We start from the raw sequence: 19,973 nt of genomic DNA on the forward strand, positions 1-19,973 counted from the left end.
GACCTACCTGAACGTCTTGCGCGGATCGAAGGCGTCGCGCACGGCTTCGCCGATGAAGATCAACAGCGACAGCATGATGGCGACTGAGAAGAAGCCGGAGAAACCGAGCCACGGCGCCTGCACATTGGACTTGGCCTGCGACAGCAGCTCGCCGAGCGAGGGTGAGCCGGGCGGCAGGCCGAAGCCAAGGAAGTCGAGTGCCGTCAACGTCATCACCGACGAGGAGACGATGAACGGCAGGAACGTCATGGTCGCGACCATCGCGTTCGGCAGCAGGTGGCGGAACATGATGACCGGGTTGGAGACGCCGAGCGCCCGCGCGGCCTGGATGTATTCGAAGTTGCGCCCGCGCAGGAACTCGGCCCGCACGAGGCCGACCAGCGAGACCCAGGAGAACAGCAGCAGGATGCCGAGCAGCACGAAGAAGCCGGGCACGAGGACCGAGGACAGGATCAAGAGAAGGTAGAGCGACGGAATTGCCGTCCATATCTCGATGAAGCGCTGGAAGATGAGATCGACCCGGCCGCCGAAATAGCCCTGCACCGCCCCCGCTGCGATGCCGATGACGGATGAGATGATCGTGAGGCAGAGGCCGAACAGCACCGAGATGCGGAAGCCATAGATCAGCCGCGCCACCACGTCGCGCCCCTGATCGTCCGTACCCAGCCAGTTGTATTCGAGGTCGCGGCAGCTCTTCAGCCCCTTCTTCTCGACGACAAGCTTGCACTGCGCTTCCGTCAGCATCCAGGTCGGCGGCGATGGCGCCGGCGTCGGCAAGTCGAGATTGTGGGTGTCGTAGGAATAGCGGATCAGGGGCCAGACGATGGCGCCGCCCTTGTCCTTGATGAGCTTCTGCAAGTAGGGGTCGCGGTAGTCGGCCGCCGTCTCGAAATCGCCGCCGAAGGTGGTTTCCGAATAGGTCACGAAGGCAGGCCAATAGAGACGGCCGTCGAATTTGACCAGGAAAGGCCGATCGTTGGCGATCAGCTCGGCGAACAGCGAGACCACGAACAGGGCGATGAATATCCAGAACGACCAGTAGCCGCGGCGATTGGCCTTGAAATTCTGCCATCGCCGCCTGTTCAGCGGCGAAGGGGCGAACGGCTTGCCCGTGATCGGAACGACCTCGCCCAGCGGAGACTGGGTCGTGGTTTCGATCGGCGTCGGCGCGATAACCGTCATCAGACCTCCCGCGCCTCGAAATCGATCCGGGGGTCGATCCACATATAGGTCAGGTCGGAGACCAGGTTGATCACGAGGCCGACCAACGAAAAGATGTAGAGCGTGCCGAACACCACGGGATAGTCGCGGTTGAGCACGCTCTCGAAGCTGAGCAGCCCGAGCCCGTCCAGCGAGAAGATGGTCTCGATCAGAAGCGAGCCTGAAAAGAAGGCGTGGATGAAGGTCCCGGGGAACCCGGCGATCACGATCAGCATCGCATTGCGGAAGACGTGGCCGTAAAGCACCCGCCCCTCGCTGCAGCCCTTGGCGCGCGCGGTCATGACGTATTGCTTGCGAATCTCGTCCAGGAACGAATTCTTGGTCAGGAACGTCATGGTGGTGAACGCGCCGAGCCCCATGGCGATCAGCGGCAACGTCAGATGCCAGAAATAATCGAGGATCTTCCAGTACCAGGGAAACTGCGACCAGCCGTCCGAGGTCAATCCGCGCAGCGGGAACCAGTTGAAGAACGAGCCGCCGGCAAACAGGATGATGAGGAGGATTGCGAACAGAAAGCCGGGAATGGCATAGCCCAGCACGAGAATGGTCGACGTCCAGGTATCAAACCGCGTGCCGTCCTTGACGGCCTTACGGATGCCGAGCGGGATCGAAATCAGATAGGTGATCAGCGTCAGCCAGATGCCGAGCGAGATCGAGACCGGCAGCTTCTCCTTGATCAGCTGTATCACGCTGACGTCGCGAAAATAGCTCTTGCCGAAATCGAAGCGGGCGAAATTCCACACCATCAGCGCGAAGCGTTCCGGTGCCGGCTTGTCGAAGCCGAATTGCGCCTCCAGCTTCTTGATGAAATCAGGATCGAGCCCCTGCGCGCCGCGATATTTCGAGTTGATGGCATCGCCGCCGGCGCCGACCTGCCCGGGCGCACGCTGCGCGAAGTCGCTACCGCCCGAAATGCGCGAAGTGCCGCCGGTATCGGCGCCGGAGAGCTGCGCAATCACGCGCTCGACCGGACCGCCAGGCGCAAACTGCACGACGACGAAGGAGACGAACAGGATCCCGAGCAATGTCGGGATCATCAGGAGGATGCGGCGGGCGATATACGCGCTCATGACTATTTCGCCTGCTCGAGCTTGGCCGCCTTGGCGGGTTCATGCCACCAAATGTCGGGCGCGCCGACGCCGTTGGCATAACGCGGCAGCTTCTGCGGATGACCGAACTGATCCCAATAAGCGAGCCGGTGCGTCTTGTTGTACCATTGCGGCACCCAATAGCGGCCGGCGCGGAACAGGCGGTCGAAGGCGCGGCAGGCGATCGTCAGGTCCTCGCGGTTGTCGGCCGCCATGATCTTCTCGATCATGGCGTCGATGGCCGGGCTGGCAACGCCCGCGAGATTGTACGACCCCTTGGTCGCGGCGACCTGCGAAGAAAAGAATGCGCGCATGGCATCGCCCGGCGTCGCCGACATGCTGAAACGCTGGATCGTCATGTCGAAGTCGAAATCTTCCTGGCGCGCCTTGTGCTGCACGGCATCGACGAGGCGCACACTCGCTTCGATGCCGAGCGTGCCCAGGTTCTTGATGTAGGGCGCATGGTGCGGCTGGAAGGAGGGCTCGTCCAGCAGGAACTCGATCCTGAAGACCTCGCCGTTCGGCAGCACCCGTTTGCCGTCCTTGATCGGCACGCCGGCCTCGCTCAGCAGCTGCTGCGCCTTGCGCAACAGGCTTCGATCCTGCCCGGAGCCGTCGGAGACCGGCGGCGTGAACGGTGCGGCGAACACCTCCTCGGGAACCTGACCGCGGAACGGCTCCAGCAGCTTCAGCTCTCCCGGCGAAGGCGCGCTGTCGCCCGCCATGAGATCGGAGTTCTGGAACGGCGACACCGTACGGGCATAGGCGCCGTACATGATGGTCTTGTTGGTCCACTCGAAGTCGAAGGCATTGATCAGGGCCTCGCGCACGCGCGGGTCTTTGAACTTCTCGCGCCGCGTGTTGATGAACCAGCCCTGCGCGCCGGACGGCGTGTCGTCGGGGACGACTTCGAGCTTGACGCGATTGTCCTTCACGGCCGGGAAGTCGTAGCGCGTCGCCCAGATGCGGGACGTGAACTCTTCGCGGTAAAGATAACTCTTGCCGGTAAAGCCCTCGAAGGCGACATCGCGGTCGCGATAGAATTCGTAGCGCACGACGTCGAAATTGTAGCTGCCGCGGCAGGGCGGCAGATCGGCCGCCCACCAGTCCTTCACCCGCTCGTACTCGATGTAACGATTGACCTCGAATTTCCCGACCTTGTAGGGACCCGAGCCCAGCGGGATCTCCAGAGACGTTTCGTCGAACGGACGAGACGCATAGTACGCCTTGGAGAAGATCGGCAGGCCCGCGACATAGAGCGGCACGTCGCGCGCGCGTCCCTTGGCGAAGGTGACGACGAGCGTCGCATCGTCGATCGCCTCCGCGCTGACCATGTCACGCATCTGCACGATGATCAGCGGATGTCCCTTGGACTTCAGCGCCGTCAGCGAAAACGCCGCGTCGTGGGCGGTGAGCTTCGTGCCGTCGTGGAATTTCGCCTCGGGCCGCATCGTGAAGCGATAGACCAGCCTGTCCGGCGATATCCGCACGGACTTGGCAGCAAGCCCGTACATCGCGTCCGGCTCGTCGTTGGCGCGCACCATCAGCGGCACGAACGTCATGTCCATGCCTTGCGCGCCGTCGCCCTTCAGGATGAAGGCGTTGAGCGAGTTGAAGGTCTGGTAGGACTGGTTGTACGCCTTCACCGACGGAATGAGCGAGAATGTGCCGCCCTTGGGCGCGTCGAGGTTGACGTAGTCGAAATGGCGGAAGTCTGCGGGATATTTGAGATCGCCAAATGCCGAGATGCCGTGCGCCTCGGTCCCCGCCTCCGATGCGCGCGCGCCGCGCAACAGCGGTGCGCCAAGGGACGCACCGAGGGCACCGCCGGCACCCAAAGCCAGCACATGGCGGCGTGACATCTGCGTCATGCGGGAAATGTCCTTCACGACTTCTTTGCGATCCGTGCCGCCTTGTCTGCGTCGTACCACCAGATGAACGGGAAGCCGGACTGACCGTATCTGGGCAATTCCGACGGCCGGCCGAAGCGGTCCCAGCGCGCGGTGCGCACCTTGGTATAGGTCCACTGCGGCACGACGTAGTGATTCCACAACAGCACGCGGTCGAGGGCCTTGGTCGCAGCGACGAGATCGTCGCGATCCCTTGCGTAGATCACCCGCTCGATCAGCTTGTCGATCGCCGGATTCTTGATGCCGGCAATGTTGCGCGAGCCGGCGATGCCGGCCGTCTTGGACGACCAGAATTCGCGTTGCTCGTTGCCCGGCGACTGCGACTCGCCCCATGAGTTGGTGACGACGTCGAAATCCCAGTCGCGCGTCCTGTTCTCGTATTGCGTCGGATCGACTGTCCGCACGCTGACGGCGATGCCGAGCCGCTCCAGCGACGGCTTGTAGAACAGCGTGATCCGCTCAAAGCTCGGATCGGAATTCAGCAATTCCAGGGAGAACTGCGTGCCGGTCTTGACGTCGATCAGCTTGCGGTCGCGCACCTCATAGCCGGCCTCCTTGAACAGGCGCAGCGCCTCACGCAGATTGTCGCGCACGGCCTCCGGACTGCCGCCGACCGGATTGGTGTAGGCCGTCGTGAAGACTTCGGGCGGCACTTCGGCGCGGACGGTCTCGAGGATTTCGAGCTCCTTCCCCTGCGGCAAGCCGGTCGCCATGAGCTCGTCGATACCGTCGAAATAGCTGCTGATGCGCTTGTATTGACCGTAGAAGATCTGCTTGTTCATCTCCTCGAAGTCGAACGCGTAGTTGAGCGCACGGCGAACGCGGGGATCGCTGAACTTGGCGCGGCGCAGGTTCGGCACGAATGCCTGCATCACGCCCGAGCTGCGATTGGCGAACTCCTCGAGGATCACGCGCTTTTCGGTGACGGCCGGGAAGTCGTAGGCAGTCGCCCAGTTCTTGGCGCTGTTCTCCGTGCGCCAATCGACCTGGTCGGCCTTGAAAGCTTCGATCGCGACGGTGGCGTCGCGGAAATACTCGTAGCGCAGCTCGTCGAAATTGTTGCGGCCCACATTGGCGGGCAGGTCGCGGCCCCAATAGTCCTTGACGCGCTCCAGCGCGATCGACCGTCCGGCAACGAATTCCTTGACCCTGTAGGGGCCGCAACCAAGCGGCACTTCGAGCGTGGTGGCGGAAACATCGCGCTTGCGGCCCTGCGCGTCCGTTCCCTCCCACCAGTGCTTCGGCAGGACCGTAAGCTGCCCGACGATCTGCGGCAGCTCGCGGTTGCCCGGCGCGTCGAACACGAATTTCACCTCGCGCTCGCCGACCTTCTCGGCCTTCACCACATGACTGTAGTATGCCGAGTACATCGGATGGTGCTTCTTGAAGGAATCGAGCGAGAAGATCACGTCATCCGCGGTGACCGGCTTGCCGTCATGCCATTTGGCTTGCGCCCGCAGACGATAGGTGACGAACGAGAAATCGTCCGGGTGGCTGACGGCTTCGGCAAGCGCGCCATATTCGGTCGAGACTTCGTCGAGCGCCGGCGTCAGCAGGGATTCGTAGATGAATGCGACGGCGCCGGCGACCTGCCCCTTCACACCGGAGACGACGATGTTGAAATTGTCGAACGTGCCGACGGCGATCTGACGCGCGACCCCGCCCTTGGGCGCTTCCGGATTGACGTAGTCGAAGCGCTTGAAGTCGGCGGGGTACTTGACCTTTCCGAACAGCGACAACGCATGGCGCCATGGGAGCGCACTTGAAGCCGCTTCTCCGGCCGATTGCGCCGCGGCCGTGCCGATGACGGGAATGCCCGCTACGGAACCGATGGCGGGGAGCGCTGCGGCCGCAGTGCCGGTGAGCAGGAGATCGCGTCGGGTAATGGCCAAATCAACATTCCTGTCTTGAAGGAGGCTACTCCTTTAAGGTCCCAATATAGGCGAGGTTTCGACGGAATATGTTGCTTTTTCCTCATCTTGGGAGCTCGCCCCGCCATTCGCTGCGGCCAAACGCCCCGATAACGACCTCGCGAGGCCCGGATAAGGAAACGGCCAGGCTTTTCAGCCTGGCCGCATATTCCAAGACGGGTTTTTGAGGCCTTACTTCGACGCCGTCGGCAGTGGCTTGGGATGCTCCGACAGCGAATTCAGATAGGCGATGACATCGGCGCGCTCGGAATCCTTCGGGATACCGGCGAAGCCCATCGCAGTGCCCGGGATGAAGCCCTTCGGATTGGCGATGAACTTGTTGAGGTCGTCGAACGTCCAGGTGCCGCCCTTGCCCTTCATGGCCGCCGAGAAGTTGAAGCCATTGCGGCCCTCGCCCCGTGCCTCGCCGACGACGCCATAGAGGTTCGGACCGACGCGATTCGGACCGCCCTTCTCGAAGGTGTGGCAGGCGCCGCACTTCTTGGCGGCGGCAGCGCCCTTCTCGACGGAGGCGGTCTGGAGCAGCTTCTCGATCGGCTCGGAGGCCGCAGCGGCGGCGCCGCCTTCCTTGCCGTGGCCGGCGTCTTCCTTCACGGCGATCTCGAAACCCGGCTTTTCCGGCATCTTGGGCGAGAACAGCGCACTCGCGGTGAAGCTTGTGACCAGCAGGATGAGACAGGTGCCGAGCACGGCACCGAGAATCTTATTGAGTTCGAAAGAGTCCATTTCCGGCCAGGCCCCACACCGCTGAGAAGGATTGAGCGGCCGGGCGGCCGCCAGGACGAGCCTCAGGAGAATCACACGTTCCTTGTCTTTCCCCCGAGTTTTGCCATTGAGATATCGGTTTGCCCGGGGTCTGGCAACCCGTATAAGCGAGCCGGCTTTGAACCCGTCCCCACCATTTCTCGGCGCGGAAAACGCCCCGTTTCCAGGCTCTTGACCCCAGACCTTTGAACCCAATGACCGATCCCCGCATCCTGGTGCTGATCCCGGCCCGCATGGCCGCTACCCGCCTGCCCGGCAAGCCGCTCGCCGATATCGCGGGCCTGCCGATGATCGTGCATGTGCTGCGCCGTGCGGAGGCCGCCGGCATTGGCCGGGTCGCGGTAGCCACCGACACAGACGAGATCGCCGCGGTCGTGACGGCCCATGGCGGCGAGGCCGTGATGACCCGCGCCACGCACCCCTCCGGCTCCGACCGTGTCCACGAGGCGATGCAGAAGCTCGATCCCGAAGGCAGGGCCGAGATCGTGATCAATCTCCAGGGCGACTTCCCGACGATCACGCCGCAGACCATCCGCGAGGTGCTGCCGCCCTTTGCCGACCCCGCGGTCGACATCGTGACCCTGGCCTCGCAGATCCACACCGAGGAGGAGGACCTCGCGCCGAGCGTCGTGAAGGCCGTCGGCTCGCCGATCGGGCCGCGGCGGCTGCGGGCACTATATTTCACCCGCGCCACGGCCCCTTACGGCAACGGACCGCGTTACCACCACATCGGCCTTTACGCTTACCGCCGCGCTGCGCTGGAGCGGTTTGTGTCGCTGCCGCCCTCGCCCCTAGAACTGCAGGAAAGCCTGGAACAGCTCCGGGCGGTGGAGGCCGGCATGCGCATCGACATCATGATCGTCGATAGCGTGCCCCGCGGCGTCGATACACCGCCCGATCTCGAAACCGCCCGCAGCATCCTTTCCAAATCCTGAGCCGCTGCTACAAGGCCGACCATGAGCAAGATGAAGATCGCATTCCAGGGCGAACCCGGAGCCAATTCCCACATCGCCATCGTCGAGGCCTATCCCGACGCCGAGCCGATGCCATGCGCCACCTTCGAGGACGCCCTGTCGGCGATCTCGTCGGGCGAGGCCGATCTCGGCATGATCCCGATCGAGAACTCGGTCGCCGGCCGCGTCGCCGACATCCATCACCTCCTGCCGGCTTCCGGCCTGTTCATCATCGGCGAATGGTTTCTGCCGGTCCGCCATCAGCTGATGGCGGTGAAGGGGACCAATATCTCCGACATCAAGTCCGTCGAGAGCCATGTCCACGCGCTCGGCCAGTGCCGGCGCATCATCCGCAAGCTCGGCATCAAGCCGATCGTGCACGCCGACACCGCCGGCAGCGCCCGCGACATCTCCGAGCGCAAGGACAAGAGTGTCGCCGCGATCGCCTCGCGCCTGGCCGCAAAGATCTACGGCCTCGACATCCTCGCCGAGGACATCGAGGACGAGGCCCACAACACCACGCGCTTCGTGGTGCTGGCGCGCGAGCCGAAATGGGCGGCGCAGGGCTCGGGTTCGCTGGTCACCACCTTTGTATTCCGCGTGCGTAACCTTCCCGCCGCGCTCTACAAGGCGCTCGGCGGCTTTGCCACCAACGGCGTCAACATGACCAAGCTCGAGAGCTACATGGTCGACGGCAATTTCTTCGCCACGCAGTTTTACGCCGACGTCGACGGCCACCCTGAAGACAAGGGCCTCGCCTTCGCGATCGAGGAGCTCAAATTCTTCTCGCGCGAATTCCGCATCGTCGGCGTGTATCCCGGCCATCCGTTCCGTGCGACGTTCAGCGAGACACAGCAGGATTAGTGGTCGCCCCGGCCTAGTGCGCAATTGCGCACGGGGGCCGGGGCCCATAACCACCGCTGGCCGTTGTTGCGGAAGGTCGCAGATACCGAGCCTCACCGAGAGATTCCGCGGTATGGGTCCCGGCCTTCGCCGGGACGACAATCTACGCCGCCTTCGCCAGCCCGAACGCCTCCGCCAGCAGCGAATACGACTTCTTCCGCGCGTCGTGATCGTACACGGCCGTAATCACCATCAGCTCGTCCGGCTTGCTGGAATCGATCAGCGGCTGGAGCTTCTTCTGCACGGTCGCCGGGCTGCCGACGAAAAGGCGCGAGCGGTTGCGGGTGATCGAGGTGCGCTCAGCGTCCGTATAGGGATAGGCCAGCGCCTCCTCGACGCTCGGCAGCGGCAGATATTGGCCGCGGTCGCGGCGCAGGCGATTGAGATCGAACGAGGTGGCGAGCCTTTCGGCGTCCTCATCCGTGTCGGCCGTGATGACGGCGACCGCGAGGATCGCGTGCGGGCTCGAGCTCCATGCCGACGGCTGGAAACGGTTGCGGTAATGCACCATCGCATCGATCGCATCATGGGATGCGAAGTGGTGCGCGAAGGCGAAGCCCATGCCGACTTGCGCGGCCAGTTCCGACGAATAATCGCTGGAGCCGAGCAGCCAGATCGGCGGCAGCCTGGTGTCGTCGGGCATCGCGACGACGTTGTTGTAGGGATGGCCCGACGGGAATTCGCGGGTCTCCCACAGGATCAATTCGTGCAGCCGTTCCAGGAAATCGTCGCCCTCGCGGCGGTCGAGCCGGCTGCGCAGCGCGTAGGCGGTTGCGCCGTCGGTGCCGGGGGCGCGGCCGAGGCCGAGGTCGATGCGGCCGGGAAACAGCGCCTCCAGCATCTTGAAGCGTTCGGCCACCACCAGCGGGGCGTGGTTGGGCAGCATCACCCCGCCGGAGCCGACGCGGATGTGCTTCGTCACCGCCGCGATCTGCCCGATCATCACGTCGGGCGCCGGGCTCGCGACGGAGGCGAGGTTGTGATGCTCGGCGAGCCAATAGCGGACATAGCCGAGCCCATCGACATGGCGCGCCAGATCGATGCTGTTGCGCAGCGCCGCGGCGGGTTTTGTGCCTGTGGTGACGACGGAGAGGTCGAGGACTGAGAGCGGGATCATGGCGCGTTAACGTAGTGGAGCGCCGCGCGGCGGCAATGGGCAGACAGCGCAGGTCTGGCGTGTGCGAGCCGATGCGCCCCGCCGAACGAGACGTTGGGACAGGCGACACAGAGGTGACGCCAAATCCATCCTGCCCATCGCGATAGCCGACCATCCAATTACACGGACACGGCATAACTTATTGATATTACCTACTTTATTGAAATAGCGTATTTCCTACAATTCATCCGGTAAGTACAAAAATTCAACACTTACACCGTCAAGTGGGCCACTTCCCATCACCGATGGGCTGTCGAGTGCGGCCGCTTTGGCTTATCTTGGCTATTCCCAATCTAGACCTGACCGCAGGCTGCGAAGACCTGGAGTGAGTGGTGCCATGACTGATCTGACGAAGCCTGCGACAGCCGACGCGCAAGACGGGCACCTGAAGCGGCCTGCGATCTCCTTCGAGTTCTTTCCGCCCAAGACCGAGGAGATGGAGCGCAATCTCTGGGAGACCATCAACCGGCTCGCCCCGCTCGACCCGAAATTCGTGTCGGTGACCTACGGCGCCGGCGGCTCGACCCGCGAGCGCACCCATTCGACCATCGCGCGCATCCTCAAGGAGACCACACTGCTGCCGGCCGCGCACCTGACCTGCGTCGGCGCCTCGCGCGGCGAGATCGACGAGATCGTCGACCGCTACCACGAGGTCGGCGTCCGTCACATCGTCGGCCTACGCGGCGATCCGCCCGGCGGCATCGGCACGCCCTATTCCAGCCATCCCGACGGCTACCAGAGCTCCGCCGCCCTCGTCGCCGGCATCAAGAAGCGGCACGGCGACATCGAAGTGTCGGTGTCCGCCTATCCCGAGAAGCACCCTGAAGCGCGCGATTTCGATGCCGACATCGACACGCTGAAGGCCAAGGTCGATGCCGGCGCGACCCGCGCGATCACGCAGGTGTTCTTCGATAACGACCTCTACTTCCGCTATCTCGACCGCGTCCGCGCCCGCGGCATCAACATTCCGATCGTGCCGGGCATCATGCCCATGCACAATTTCAAGCAGGCGAGAGCCTTCGTCACGCGCGCCGGCACCTCCGTGCCGGACTGGCTCGCGGAGAAATTCGACGGCCTCGATGACGACGCCGAGACCCGCAAGCTGGTGGCCGCCACCGTCGCCGCCGGCCAGGTGCAGAAGCTGGCGAAGCACGGCGTCGACACCTTCCATTTCTACACCATGAACCGCGCCGATCTCGTGTTCGCGATCAGCCATTTGCTCGGCATCCGCGCCAAGAGCGCGCAGAAGGCGGCGTAAGACAATGACCGTACCCACCTCTCCCAAGCGAACTGCTCTGCTCAAAGCCGCCCGTGAGCGCATCCTGGTGCTCGACGGCGCCATGGGCACGATGATCCAGAACCTCCAGTTCGACGAGGCCGCGTTCCGCGGCGAGCGCTTCAAGAACTTCCATCGCGACCTGCGCGGCAACAACGACCTGTTGATCCTGACCCAGCCGCAGGCGATCGAGGACATCCACGCCGCATACTTGCGCGCAGGCGCCGACATCGTCGCGACCAACACCTTCTCCACGACCTCGATCGCGCAGGCCGATTACGACCTCACCGGCATCGTCTACGAGATGGCGCGCGAAGGCGCCCGCCTCGCCGGCAACGCCGCACGGCGCGTCGAAGCCGAGGACGGCAAGCCGCGCTTCGTCGCCGGCGCCATCGGCCCCACCAACCGCACCGCCTCGATCTCGCCCGACGTTTCCAACCCCGGCTACCGCGCCGTCACCTTCGACGATCTGCGCAAATCCTATGGCGAGCAGATCCGCGGCATGCTCGACGGCGGCGTCGACCTGCTGCTGGTCGAGACCATCTTCGACACGCTGAACGCCAAGGCGGCGCTTTACGCGATCGCCGAGATCACCGAAGAGCGCGGCATCGACATGCCGGTGATGGTGTCGGGTACCATCACCGACAAGTCCGGCCGCCTGCTCTCCGGGCAGATGCCGGAAGCGTTCTGGAATTCGGTGCGGCATGCCAAGCCCATCACCATCGGATTCAACTGCGCGCTCGGCGCCGAAGACCTGCGCGCCCATATCGCCGATATCGGCCGCGTCGCCGACACGCTGGTCTGCGCTTACCCCAATGCCGGCCTGCCCAACGAATTCGGCCAGTATGACGAGACCCCGGAATACATGGCCCGCCTGGTCGGCGAGTTCGCGCGCGACGGCCTCGTCAACATCGTCGGCGGCTGCTGCGGCACCACGCCTGACCACATCGCCGCAATCGCCGCGGCCGTTGCCCCGCACAAGCCGCGCATCGTGCCCGAGATCGAGCCGCGCTTGAGGCTCTCCGGCCTCGAGCCCTTCATCCTGACCGACGCCATTCCCTTCGTGAATGTCGGCGAGCGCACCAACGTCACCGGCTCGGCGCGCTTCCGCAAGCTGATCACCGCCGGCGACTACACGGCCGCGCTGCAAGTCGCGCGCGACCAGGTCGAGAACGGCGCGCAGATCATCGACGTCAACATGGACGAGGGCCTGCTCGACTCCGAAGCGGCGATGGTGACGTTCCTGAACCTCGTCGCCGCCGAGCCCGACATCGCCCGCGTCCCCGTGATGGTGGACAGCTCGAAATTCACGGTGATCGAGGCCGGCCTGAAATGCGTGCAGGGCAAGCCGGTCGTCAACTCGATCTCGATGAAGGAAGGCGAGGAGAAGTTCATCCACGAGGCCAAGATCGCCCGCCGTCACGGCGCGGCTGTCGTGGTCATGGCCTTCGACGAGGTCGGCCAGGCCGATACGTTCGCGCGCAAGACCGAGATCTGCAAGCGCGCCTACGACATCCTGGTGAACCGCGTCGGCTTCCCGCCCGAGGACATCATCTTCGATCCCAACATCTTCGCGATTGCGACCGGCATCGAGGAGCACAACAATTACGGCGTCGACTTCATCGAGGCGACGCGCTGGATCCGCCAGAACCTGCCGGGCGCCCATATTTCTGGCGGCGTGTCCAACCTCTCATTCTCGTTCCGCGGCAACGAGCCGGTGCGCGAGGCCATGCACTCGGTGTTCCTGTATCACGCCATCAAGGCCGGGATGGACATGGGCATCGTCAATGCCGGGCAGATGATCGTCTATGACGACATCGATGCTGAACTGCGCCAGGTGTGTGAGGACGTCATCCTCAATCGCGACCCCGGCGCGTCCGAGCGGCTGCTGGCGCTTGCGGAGAAATTCCGCGGCAACAAGACCCAGACCAAGGAAGCCGACCTCGCCTGGCGCGAATGGCCGGTGGCGAAGCGGCTGTCGCATTCGCTGGTGCACGGCATCACCGAGTTCATCGAAGTGGATACCGAGGAAGCCCGCAAGGCGTCGTCGCGCCCGCTCGACGTGATCGAGGGGCCGCTGATGGCGGGCATGAATGTCGTCGGCGACCTCTTCGGCGACGGCAAGATGTTCCTGCCGCAAGTGGTGAAGTCCGCCCGCGTGATGAAGCAGGCGGTGGCCTGGCTGATGCCGTTCATGGAGGAAGAGAAGGCGCGCAACCTTGCCAATGGCATCGGCACCGAAGGCTCCTCTTCCGCCGGCAAGATCGTGCTCGCGACCGTCAAGGGCGACGTCCACGACATCGGCAAGAACATCGTCGGCATCGTGCTCCAGTGCAATAATTTCGAGGTCATCGACCTCGGCGTGATGGTGCCGGCGGCCAAGATCGTCGAGACCGTGAAGGCGGAGAAGGCCGACATCGTCGGCCTGTCCGGCCTGATCACGCCTTCGCTCGACGAGATGGCGTTCTTCGCCGGCGAATTGCAGCGTGAAGGATTGAAGCTGCCGCTGCTGATCGGCGGCGCCACCACGAGCCGCGTGCATACGGCGGTCAAGATCGACCCGAGCTACCGCGCCGGTCCCGTCGTGCACGTCAACGACGCCAGCCGCGCCGTCGGCGTCGCCTCCGCGCTACTCTCGCCGGAGAAGCGCGTGGCCTATGCCGCCGAGGTGCGCGCCGAATACGCCAAGATCTCCGACGCGCATCTGCGCGCGCAGGCGGACAAGAAGCGGCTGAAGCTCGCGGCCGCGCGCGCCAACCGCGTGCCGGTCGACTTCGCCGCGAACAAGCCGGTGAAGCCGACCTTCCTCGGCACCCGCAGCTTCGACGAATACGACCTCGCCGAGCTCGTGCCCTATATCGACTGGACGCCGTTCTTCCAGACCTGGGAGCTCGCCGGCCGCTTCCCCGCGATCCTCCACGACGCCAAGGTCGGCGAGGTCGCGCGCTCGCTCTATGACGACGCGCGCAAGATGCTCGACCTGATCGTCAAGGAGAAATGGTTCCGGGCGCGCGCCACCGTCGGCTTCTGGCCGGCGAATGCGGTAGGCGACGATATCGTGCTTTATGCCGACGAGAGCCGGACCAAGAGCATCGCGACGCTGCACACGCTGCGCCAACAGCTCGAGAAGCGCGAGGGCCGTTTCAACGCGGCACTCGCCGACTTCGTCGCTCCTGTCGGCACCGGCGTGCCCGATTATGTCGGCGGCTTCGTCGTCACGGCCGGCATCGGCGAGGATGCCGTCGCCGACCGCTTCAAGATGGCGAACGACGACTACTCCTCGATCCTGTGCAAGGCGCTGGCCGATCGCCTCGCCGAGGCCTTCGCCGAGCGCATGCATGCCCGCGTGCGCCGCGAGTTCTGGGCCTACGCGCCGGACGAAGCACTCTCCTGCGACGATCTGATCCTGGAGAAATACCAGGGCATCCGCCCCGCGCCGGGCTATCCCGCGCAGCCCGATCACACCGAGAAGGCGACACTGTTCGAGCTGCTCGATGCCGAAGCCACCGCCGGCGTGAAGCTGACCGAGAGTTTTGCGATGTGGCCGGGCTCGAGCGTCTCCGGGCTCTATTTCGCCAGCCCCGAGAGCTATTATTTCGGCGTCGGCAAGATCGAGCGCGACCAGGTCGAGGATTATGCCGCGCGCAAGGGCATGACGGTCGCGGAGGCCGAGCGCTGGCTCGCGCCGGTGCTGAACTACATCCCGGCGCGAGAGGGGACCGACAAGGCCTTCGCGGCGACGCCGGCGAACGACGAGACGTCAAAGGATCTCGCCTCGCATCCGCCGGGCTGCACCTGCGCGGTGCACCTCGTCTGGCAGAAGAAGCGGGCGGGGGCGGGGTAGGCGCGCCTCCAAAGCAAAATATGAGAAAACAACCCCATGCACAGTAGAAGTGGGGTTGAAAGGCTTGAGGAATTTCGGTTCCACCGAAACGACTTGCGGCGTCGGGCAAAACACCTGTATCAATGCATGATCGGCTGCCGCGCCCGGCCGGTACCGTCCGCCTCGCTTATCGCCGTCATTCCGGGGCGCCAGCGGCTGCACGATCTCCTTGCTGCGCTCGCAATGACGAGGGGCGAGAGCGCTTCTAGCGCCAACTCACAAACAACAGGCACGGCTTCGCATTTGTCGCGGCGCGTTCGGCAGCGCCGTGAACGCAAGTCGCGCTCGCCGCGACCAATGGCGATCGCCACCGAAAAGCAGGGAATCGGATGCTGAACGCCCAACAATTGATGTGGACGCAGATTGCCGCCGGCATCTCGGTGCTGCTGTTTGGATTGATGCTGTTCAATCTGGTCCGCATGCGGGGCAGGATGCAGGCCGCGCGGAGCTGGGACAAGGTGGAGGGCATCATCACGGTCTCCAGGGTCGATCAGCCGGCGACGCACGCCTCGGACGATCAGAACGACGCCAAGCCGATCATCCGCTATCGCTATCAGGCCGGCGGCCAGGAACTGGAAAGCGACAAGGTCTTTGTCGGCGGCTCCGTCATCACGACGAGGGTACTGGCCGCAAAACTGATCGGACGATATCCGGTCGGGGCGCATGTCGACGTCCACGTCGATCCGAGGCAACCGACCGAGGCGTTGCTCGAACCTGCTGCCGCGCAGAACGTCGCCGCACTGGTGGCGTTCACCATCGTGTTCGGCTGCATTGCCGCCACCCTCACCGCGCATTCGCTCGCGGGTCACGTGCTCTACACCAACAACGGCGTTCCGCTGTTCGCGTTCGCGTTGCCGATCATCGTGCTCGTGGGCGGCGTGTTCTGCGTCGCAGAGTATGTCCGGACGCGCCGGCTGGCGAGCGCCAGCCTGCGCTGGCCGACCGCGGCTGGCAGGGTCACCCGTTGCGACGTGATCGAGGAAATCATCGAGGAGAAGAGCGACGACGACAAGTCCCGGTCCAGCAAGCTCCAACACCGCTATCAGGTCGACCTGCGCTACGCCTACAGGGTCGACAAGCGCGACTTCATCGGCACCGAAGTCGATTGGAGCGGCACCATGATCTCCGGGCTGCGTGAGGTCGCCGAAAAGGCCGCAGCGAAATATCGTCCCGGGCAGAACGTCAAAGTTTACTACGATCCGGAACGACCGGGACATGCGGTGCTCGAGCCTGCGAGCCGGGAAGGCGCGCTGGGGCCGCTGATCGGTGCCGCGGTCTGCGCGGTCGTCGGAGGCCTTTTCCTGACAATTCTGATCAAGGTCGGGTTCGCATAGAGGCGCTTGATGCCGCTCACCCTTTCGGCGGCGCCAGCGGCTGCACGATCTCCTTGAACGGCGCCAGCGCCTCGCAGCGGTCGACATGCGCCGCAAGCGCCGGATAGCGCGCCGCGTCGAACAGAAGCGGATGCGCTTCGAGGGTGAAGCGCACGACGCAGGCCACCGCGATATCGGCATGGCCAATGCGATCACCCAGCCAGTATGGCGTCGTTACCTTGGCGCGCTCGGCATCGAGCACGCCGAGCACGTCGCCGATCTGCGCCTGGCAGCGCTCGACCCACAGCGCAAGCTGCTCCTTCCGCAGCACGCGCTCATAGAGCAGGCTCACCGCCTTGTCGCCGAGACCGGAGGCAAGCGCGCAGATGCGCAGGTGCTTGCGCCGCTCGGCGCCGCTGCGCGGCAGCATCGCCCTCCCCTCGCCGACCAGTTCGTCGAGATAATCCAGAATGATCGTGCTCTCGATCAGCGCCTCGCCGTCGTCGAGCACCAGGGTCGGGACGCGGCGCAGCGGATTGTACGGCGCGATCGCGTCGGCATCGCCGAAGGTGGACCACGGCCTGTGCTCGAAGGCGAGCCCGTAAAGCCGCAGCGCAATCGCGACGCGGCGGACGAAGGGGGAATCATATTGGCCGATCAGGAACATGGTTCTCGCTCTTCTCGTTGGTGGGACACGGCGGGGCCGACCAGTTTCCACGACCAGATCGGCGCGGCGCAAGAAGGAATATGGAAATGGAGCATTGCGCCGGTTGCAACGGCACCGGCAACATCACGCGCAAGGCGCGCGCTGCGCGATCAAAGGCCGTCCTGGATCGAGCGCTTGATGGCGGCGATCGCGGTTTCGTTGCGCTTGTACATCGTCCACTGCTTGATCCGCTTGGCGCGCACCAGCTTTGCGGCCGTCAGTACCCGCATGTGCTCGCTCACGGTCGGCGCGCTGACGCCGAGCTTCTCGGCGATCAGCAATCCGCAGACGCCGTCCTCGACCAGGTCGCCATCGGCCTGCTCGCGAAAATGCCTCCGCGGATCCCGCAGCCAATCCAGAATCTGCAGGCGGCGTTCGTTGGCCAGCGCGCGCAGCGCGACAGTGATTTTCATTTAGCCATTTTGCTAATTACCTAATTGAAGTCAACTCCAGGATGGGCTATCAAGGACGGCATCATGACAGCGACAATGGACATCACGCGGGAGCGGATTGCGGCGACCGAGGCCGTCATTCGTCCGCACGTAAGGCGCACGCCCCTCGTTGTGGCCGATCTCGCCGATTTCGGCCTGCCGGCGGCGCCCATCACGTTCAAGCTCGAGATGCTGCAGCATTCCGGATCGTTCAAGGCGCGGGGCGCATTTGCCAATCTGCTGCTGCGACCGGTGCCGGAGGCGGGCGTGGTCGCCGCATCCGGCGGCAATCACGGGGCGGCGGTCGCCTATGCGGCGCAGCGGCTCGGCATTCCCGCCACGATCTTCGTGCCCGATATCACCTCGCCAGCCAAGGCCGAGCGGATCAAGGGGTATGGTGCGAAACTGGTGATCGCGGGCAGCCGCTACGCCGATGCGCTCGCCGCGAGCGAAGCGCATGTTGCACGGACCGGTGCAATGGCAGTTCATGCTTACGACCAGGCCGAGACCCTGCTCGGCCAGGGCAGCGTCGGACTGGAGCTGGAGCAGGACGCGCCCGGCATCGATACGCTCCTGGTGGCGGTCGGCGGCGGCGGGCTGATCGGCGGCATTGCCGCATGGTACAAAGGCCAGACGCGCATCGTCGCGGTCGAGCCCGAGCAATCGCCGACCCTGCACGCCGCTATCGCGGCGGGAGCACCGGTCGATGCGCCGGCCGGGGGCCTTGCCGCCGACAGCCTTGCGCCGCGGCGCGTCGGAGAATTGATGTTCCCGATCGCGCAGGCCCATGTCGAGCGGGTCGTCCTGGTCAGCGACGAGGCGATCCGGCAGGCCCAGGCCGCGCTATGGTCGAGCCTGCGTCTCGTGGCCGAGCCCGGCGGCGCAGCCGCCTTTGCCGCGCTGCTCTCCGGCCGCTATCGTCCGTTGCCCGGCGAACGCGTCGCAGTGCTCGTTTGCGGCGCCAACACCACGGCGGTCAAATTCGACAGCTAGTCTCAAGGGGAATTGCATGATCGGGCCCCGCGCCGTCATCCTGGCATCGACCCTGCTTGCGTTGATCGGAGCCGCCGTCGCGCACACACGCACGGGTTCTCGCTGGCGCGGGCGGAACAGAAGGTGTTTTGAAATAGCGCGACGTAGCCCGCATGAGGCTGCTGCGGCGTAAGCAAACAAGCGATGCCCAACGGCAACGGCCGGACGTTTTCGCTGCTCCCCGCCTCAACTCCACCTTGCCGGGCAGATTGTCGCATGGTTCATTCCGGGGAACCTTGGGGAAGGCCAATGACTCGGCGGTTGGGGACTGCAGCGGCTGGCGTGGCATTTGCGGCGATCTCGCTGAGCGGCGGCGCCCTTGCCGCCGACCTGCCGGTGAAGGCGACGCCAAAACTCGTCGATTTCAATCCGTTCTGGGCCGAGGCGGAGTATCTCGCCTGGAGCGTGAGCGGCGACAAGCTACCGGCGCTGGTGACGACCGCGCCCGACGGCACGCCGCTCGGCGTAGCCGGCGTGCTGGGGCAGCCCACCACGACCGTGCTGTTCGGCAATTCCAGCGTCAACAATGACTGGCGTTCGGGCGGACGCATCACTGGGGGATACTGGTTCGACCCGCAGCGCAGCCGCGGCATCGAGGCGTCGTTCTTCGGACTTGAGAACGCTTCGATCGGCTTTGCCGCCAATTCCGGCACCTATCCAATCCTGACGCGGCCTTTCACCAACGCGCTGACGGGACTTCCCGACGCGTTGATCGCAAGTTTCCCGGGCATCTCCACCGGCAGCGTCAACGCCAACGAGACATCGCGTCTTTTCGGCGCCGGCGCGCTCTATCGCCAGGATATCGGCATGTGGAGCGGGCAGCGCGTGAACGCGCTGATCGGCTATCGCTACCTGCGCTCCTCCGACACGCTGTGGATCACCGACACCGCGAGCAGCGTCGCTTTCGGCACGTTTACGCCGAGCGACAATTTCAAGGCGGCAAGCAACTTCCACGGTCTCGATCTTGGTCTCACCGGTGACTGGCGCAATGGCCCGTGGTCGCTGGAGTGGCGCGGCAAGGTCGCGCTCGGCGCAAACCTCAACACGGCCGACGTTTCGGGCTCGACGACTTCAACGATCGCCGGCGTCACGACGACGGTGCCGGGCGGCTTTCTCGCATTGGCCAGCAACAGCGGCCATTTCTCGCAGACCAAATTCGCCGTGATACCGGAGCTGTCGTTGAAGGCGGGCTACCAGATCGCGCCCGCCTGGCGCCTGACCGTCGGCTATGACGTACTGTACTGGACCGGCGTGCAGCGCGCCGGCGGCCTGATCGACACCACCATCAATCCGAGCCTGGTGCCGCCGGGACCGCCTGCCGGCCCGACCCGACCTCTGCCGGTGATGAACACGACGAACCTGCTCGCGCAGGGGTTCAGCTTCGGCGTGCGGTATAATTATTGAG

Annotated in this window: 15 protein-coding genes; 7 read left to right on the forward strand and 8 right to left on the reverse strand. The window is 64.6% G+C overall.

Translation table 11 applies throughout. From position 1 onward, the window contains the following. Positions 1 to 3: 3 nt before the first annotated feature. The 5 genes from A3M7_RS0112535 to A3M7_RS0112555 all read right to left on the reverse strand — a co-directional run bounded on the left by A3M7_RS0112535 (position 4) and on the right by A3M7_RS0112555 (position 6,876). A complete protein-coding gene (locus A3M7_RS0112535) occupies positions 4 to 1,182 on the reverse strand; it encodes an ABC transporter permease (RefSeq protein ID WP_027544268.1) in 1,179 nt (392 codons plus the stop codon). Beyond that, on the reverse strand, positions 1,182 to 2,291 hold the full coding sequence (locus A3M7_RS0112540) for a microcin C ABC transporter permease YejB (RefSeq protein WP_027544269.1): 1,110 nt from the start codon (positions 2,289 to 2,291) through the stop codon (positions 1,182 to 1,184). The genes A3M7_RS0112535 and A3M7_RS0112540 overlap by 1 nt, the downstream gene beginning before the upstream one ends. A 2-nt stretch (positions 2,292 to 2,293) precedes the next feature. Beyond that, on the reverse strand, positions 2,294 to 4,180 hold the full coding sequence (locus A3M7_RS0112545) for an extracellular solute-binding protein (protein WP_027544270.1): 1,887 nt from the start codon (positions 4,178 to 4,180) through the stop codon (positions 2,294 to 2,296). Positions 4,181 to 4,194: 14 nt separating this feature from the next. Next, positions 4,195 to 6,111, reverse strand: coding sequence for an extracellular solute-binding protein (locus tag A3M7_RS0112550; protein WP_027544271.1), 1,917 nt, complete (start codon positions 6,109 to 6,111; stop codon positions 4,195 to 4,197). Between the two features lie 210 nt (positions 6,112 to 6,321). Next, entirely contained in the window at positions 6,322 to 6,876 is a 555-nt protein-coding gene (locus A3M7_RS0112555) for a cytochrome c family protein (RefSeq protein WP_027544272.1), read from the reverse strand. A gap of 233 nt (positions 6,877 to 7,109) precedes the next feature. Here A3M7_RS0112555 and A3M7_RS0112560 point away from each other — a divergent pair, with 233 nt between their 5' ends. Both A3M7_RS0112560 and A3M7_RS0112565 read left to right on the forward strand, forming a co-directional pair. Further along, on the forward strand, positions 7,110 to 7,850 hold the full coding sequence (locus tag A3M7_RS0112560) for a 3-deoxy-manno-octulosonate cytidylyltransferase (RefSeq protein ID WP_027544273.1): 741 nt from the start codon (positions 7,110 to 7,112) through the stop codon (positions 7,848 to 7,850). A gap of 21 nt (positions 7,851 to 7,871) precedes the next feature. After that, the gene (locus tag A3M7_RS0112565) at positions 7,872 to 8,732 is read left to right on the forward strand and encodes a prephenate dehydratase (RefSeq protein WP_027544274.1); all 861 of its coding nucleotides are present in this window, start codon (positions 7,872 to 7,874) and stop codon (positions 8,730 to 8,732) included. 142 nt (positions 8,733 to 8,874) lie between these two features. Here A3M7_RS0112565 and A3M7_RS0112570 read toward each other — a convergent pair whose 3' ends face one another. Further along, positions 8,875 to 9,888 carry an LLM class flavin-dependent oxidoreductase gene (locus A3M7_RS0112570; RefSeq protein WP_027544275.1) on the reverse strand — a complete coding sequence of 338 codons (1,014 nt, stop codon included), beginning with the start codon at positions 9,886 to 9,888 and terminating at the stop codon, positions 8,875 to 8,877. 376 nt (positions 9,889 to 10,264) lie between these two features. Here A3M7_RS0112570 and metF point away from each other — a divergent pair, with 376 nt between their 5' ends. The 3 genes from metF to A3M7_RS0112585 all read left to right on the forward strand — a co-directional run bounded on the left by metF (position 10,265) and on the right by A3M7_RS0112585 (position 16,420). Next, positions 10,265 to 11,185, forward strand: a complete 921-nt coding sequence (metF, locus tag A3M7_RS0112575; protein ID WP_027544276.1) for a methylenetetrahydrofolate reductase [NAD(P)H] — start codon at positions 10,265 to 10,267, stop codon at positions 11,183 to 11,185. Positions 11,186 to 11,189: 4 nt separating this feature from the next. After that, positions 11,190 to 15,047 (forward strand): methionine synthase, encoded by a 3,858-nt coding sequence (gene metH / locus A3M7_RS0112580; protein ID WP_027544277.1) that lies wholly within the window; start codon positions 11,190 to 11,192, stop codon positions 15,045 to 15,047. A gap of 368 nt (positions 15,048 to 15,415) precedes the next feature. Further along, positions 15,416 to 16,420 carry a DUF3592 domain-containing protein gene (locus A3M7_RS0112585; RefSeq protein WP_027544278.1) on the forward strand — a complete coding sequence of 335 codons (1,005 nt, stop codon included), beginning with the start codon at positions 15,416 to 15,418 and terminating at the stop codon, positions 16,418 to 16,420. Between the two features lie 16 nt (positions 16,421 to 16,436). Here A3M7_RS0112585 and A3M7_RS0112590 read toward each other — a convergent pair whose 3' ends face one another. Next, positions 16,437 to 17,066, reverse strand: coding sequence for a glutathione S-transferase family protein (locus A3M7_RS0112590; RefSeq protein ID WP_027544279.1), 630 nt, complete (start codon positions 17,064 to 17,066; stop codon positions 16,437 to 16,439). Between the two features lie 149 nt (positions 17,067 to 17,215). Continuing rightward, complete coding sequence (locus tag A3M7_RS0112595; RefSeq protein WP_027544280.1) at positions 17,216 to 17,518, reverse strand: helix-turn-helix transcriptional regulator; 303 nt, start codon at positions 17,516 to 17,518, stop codon at positions 17,216 to 17,218. A 63-nt stretch (positions 17,519 to 17,581) separates the two neighbouring features. Here A3M7_RS0112595 and A3M7_RS0112600 point away from each other — a divergent pair, with 63 nt between their 5' ends. Together A3M7_RS0112600 and A3M7_RS0112605 are read left to right on the forward strand one after the other, a co-directional pair. Continuing rightward, entirely contained in the window at positions 17,582 to 18,529 is a 948-nt protein-coding gene (locus A3M7_RS0112600) for a threonine/serine dehydratase (protein WP_049823342.1), read from the forward strand. Between the two features lie 288 nt (positions 18,530 to 18,817). Continuing rightward, positions 18,818 to 19,972, forward strand: coding sequence for a BBP7 family outer membrane beta-barrel protein (locus tag A3M7_RS0112605; protein ID WP_156936859.1), 1,155 nt, complete (start codon positions 18,818 to 18,820; stop codon positions 19,970 to 19,972). The last annotated feature ends 1 nt before the right edge of the window (position 19,973 follow it).

This window comes from Bradyrhizobium sp. WSM2254 (genome assembly GCF_000472645.1).
In the GTDB taxonomy this organism is placed as follows: domain Bacteria; phylum Pseudomonadota; class Alphaproteobacteria; order Rhizobiales; family Xanthobacteraceae; genus Bradyrhizobium; species Bradyrhizobium niftali.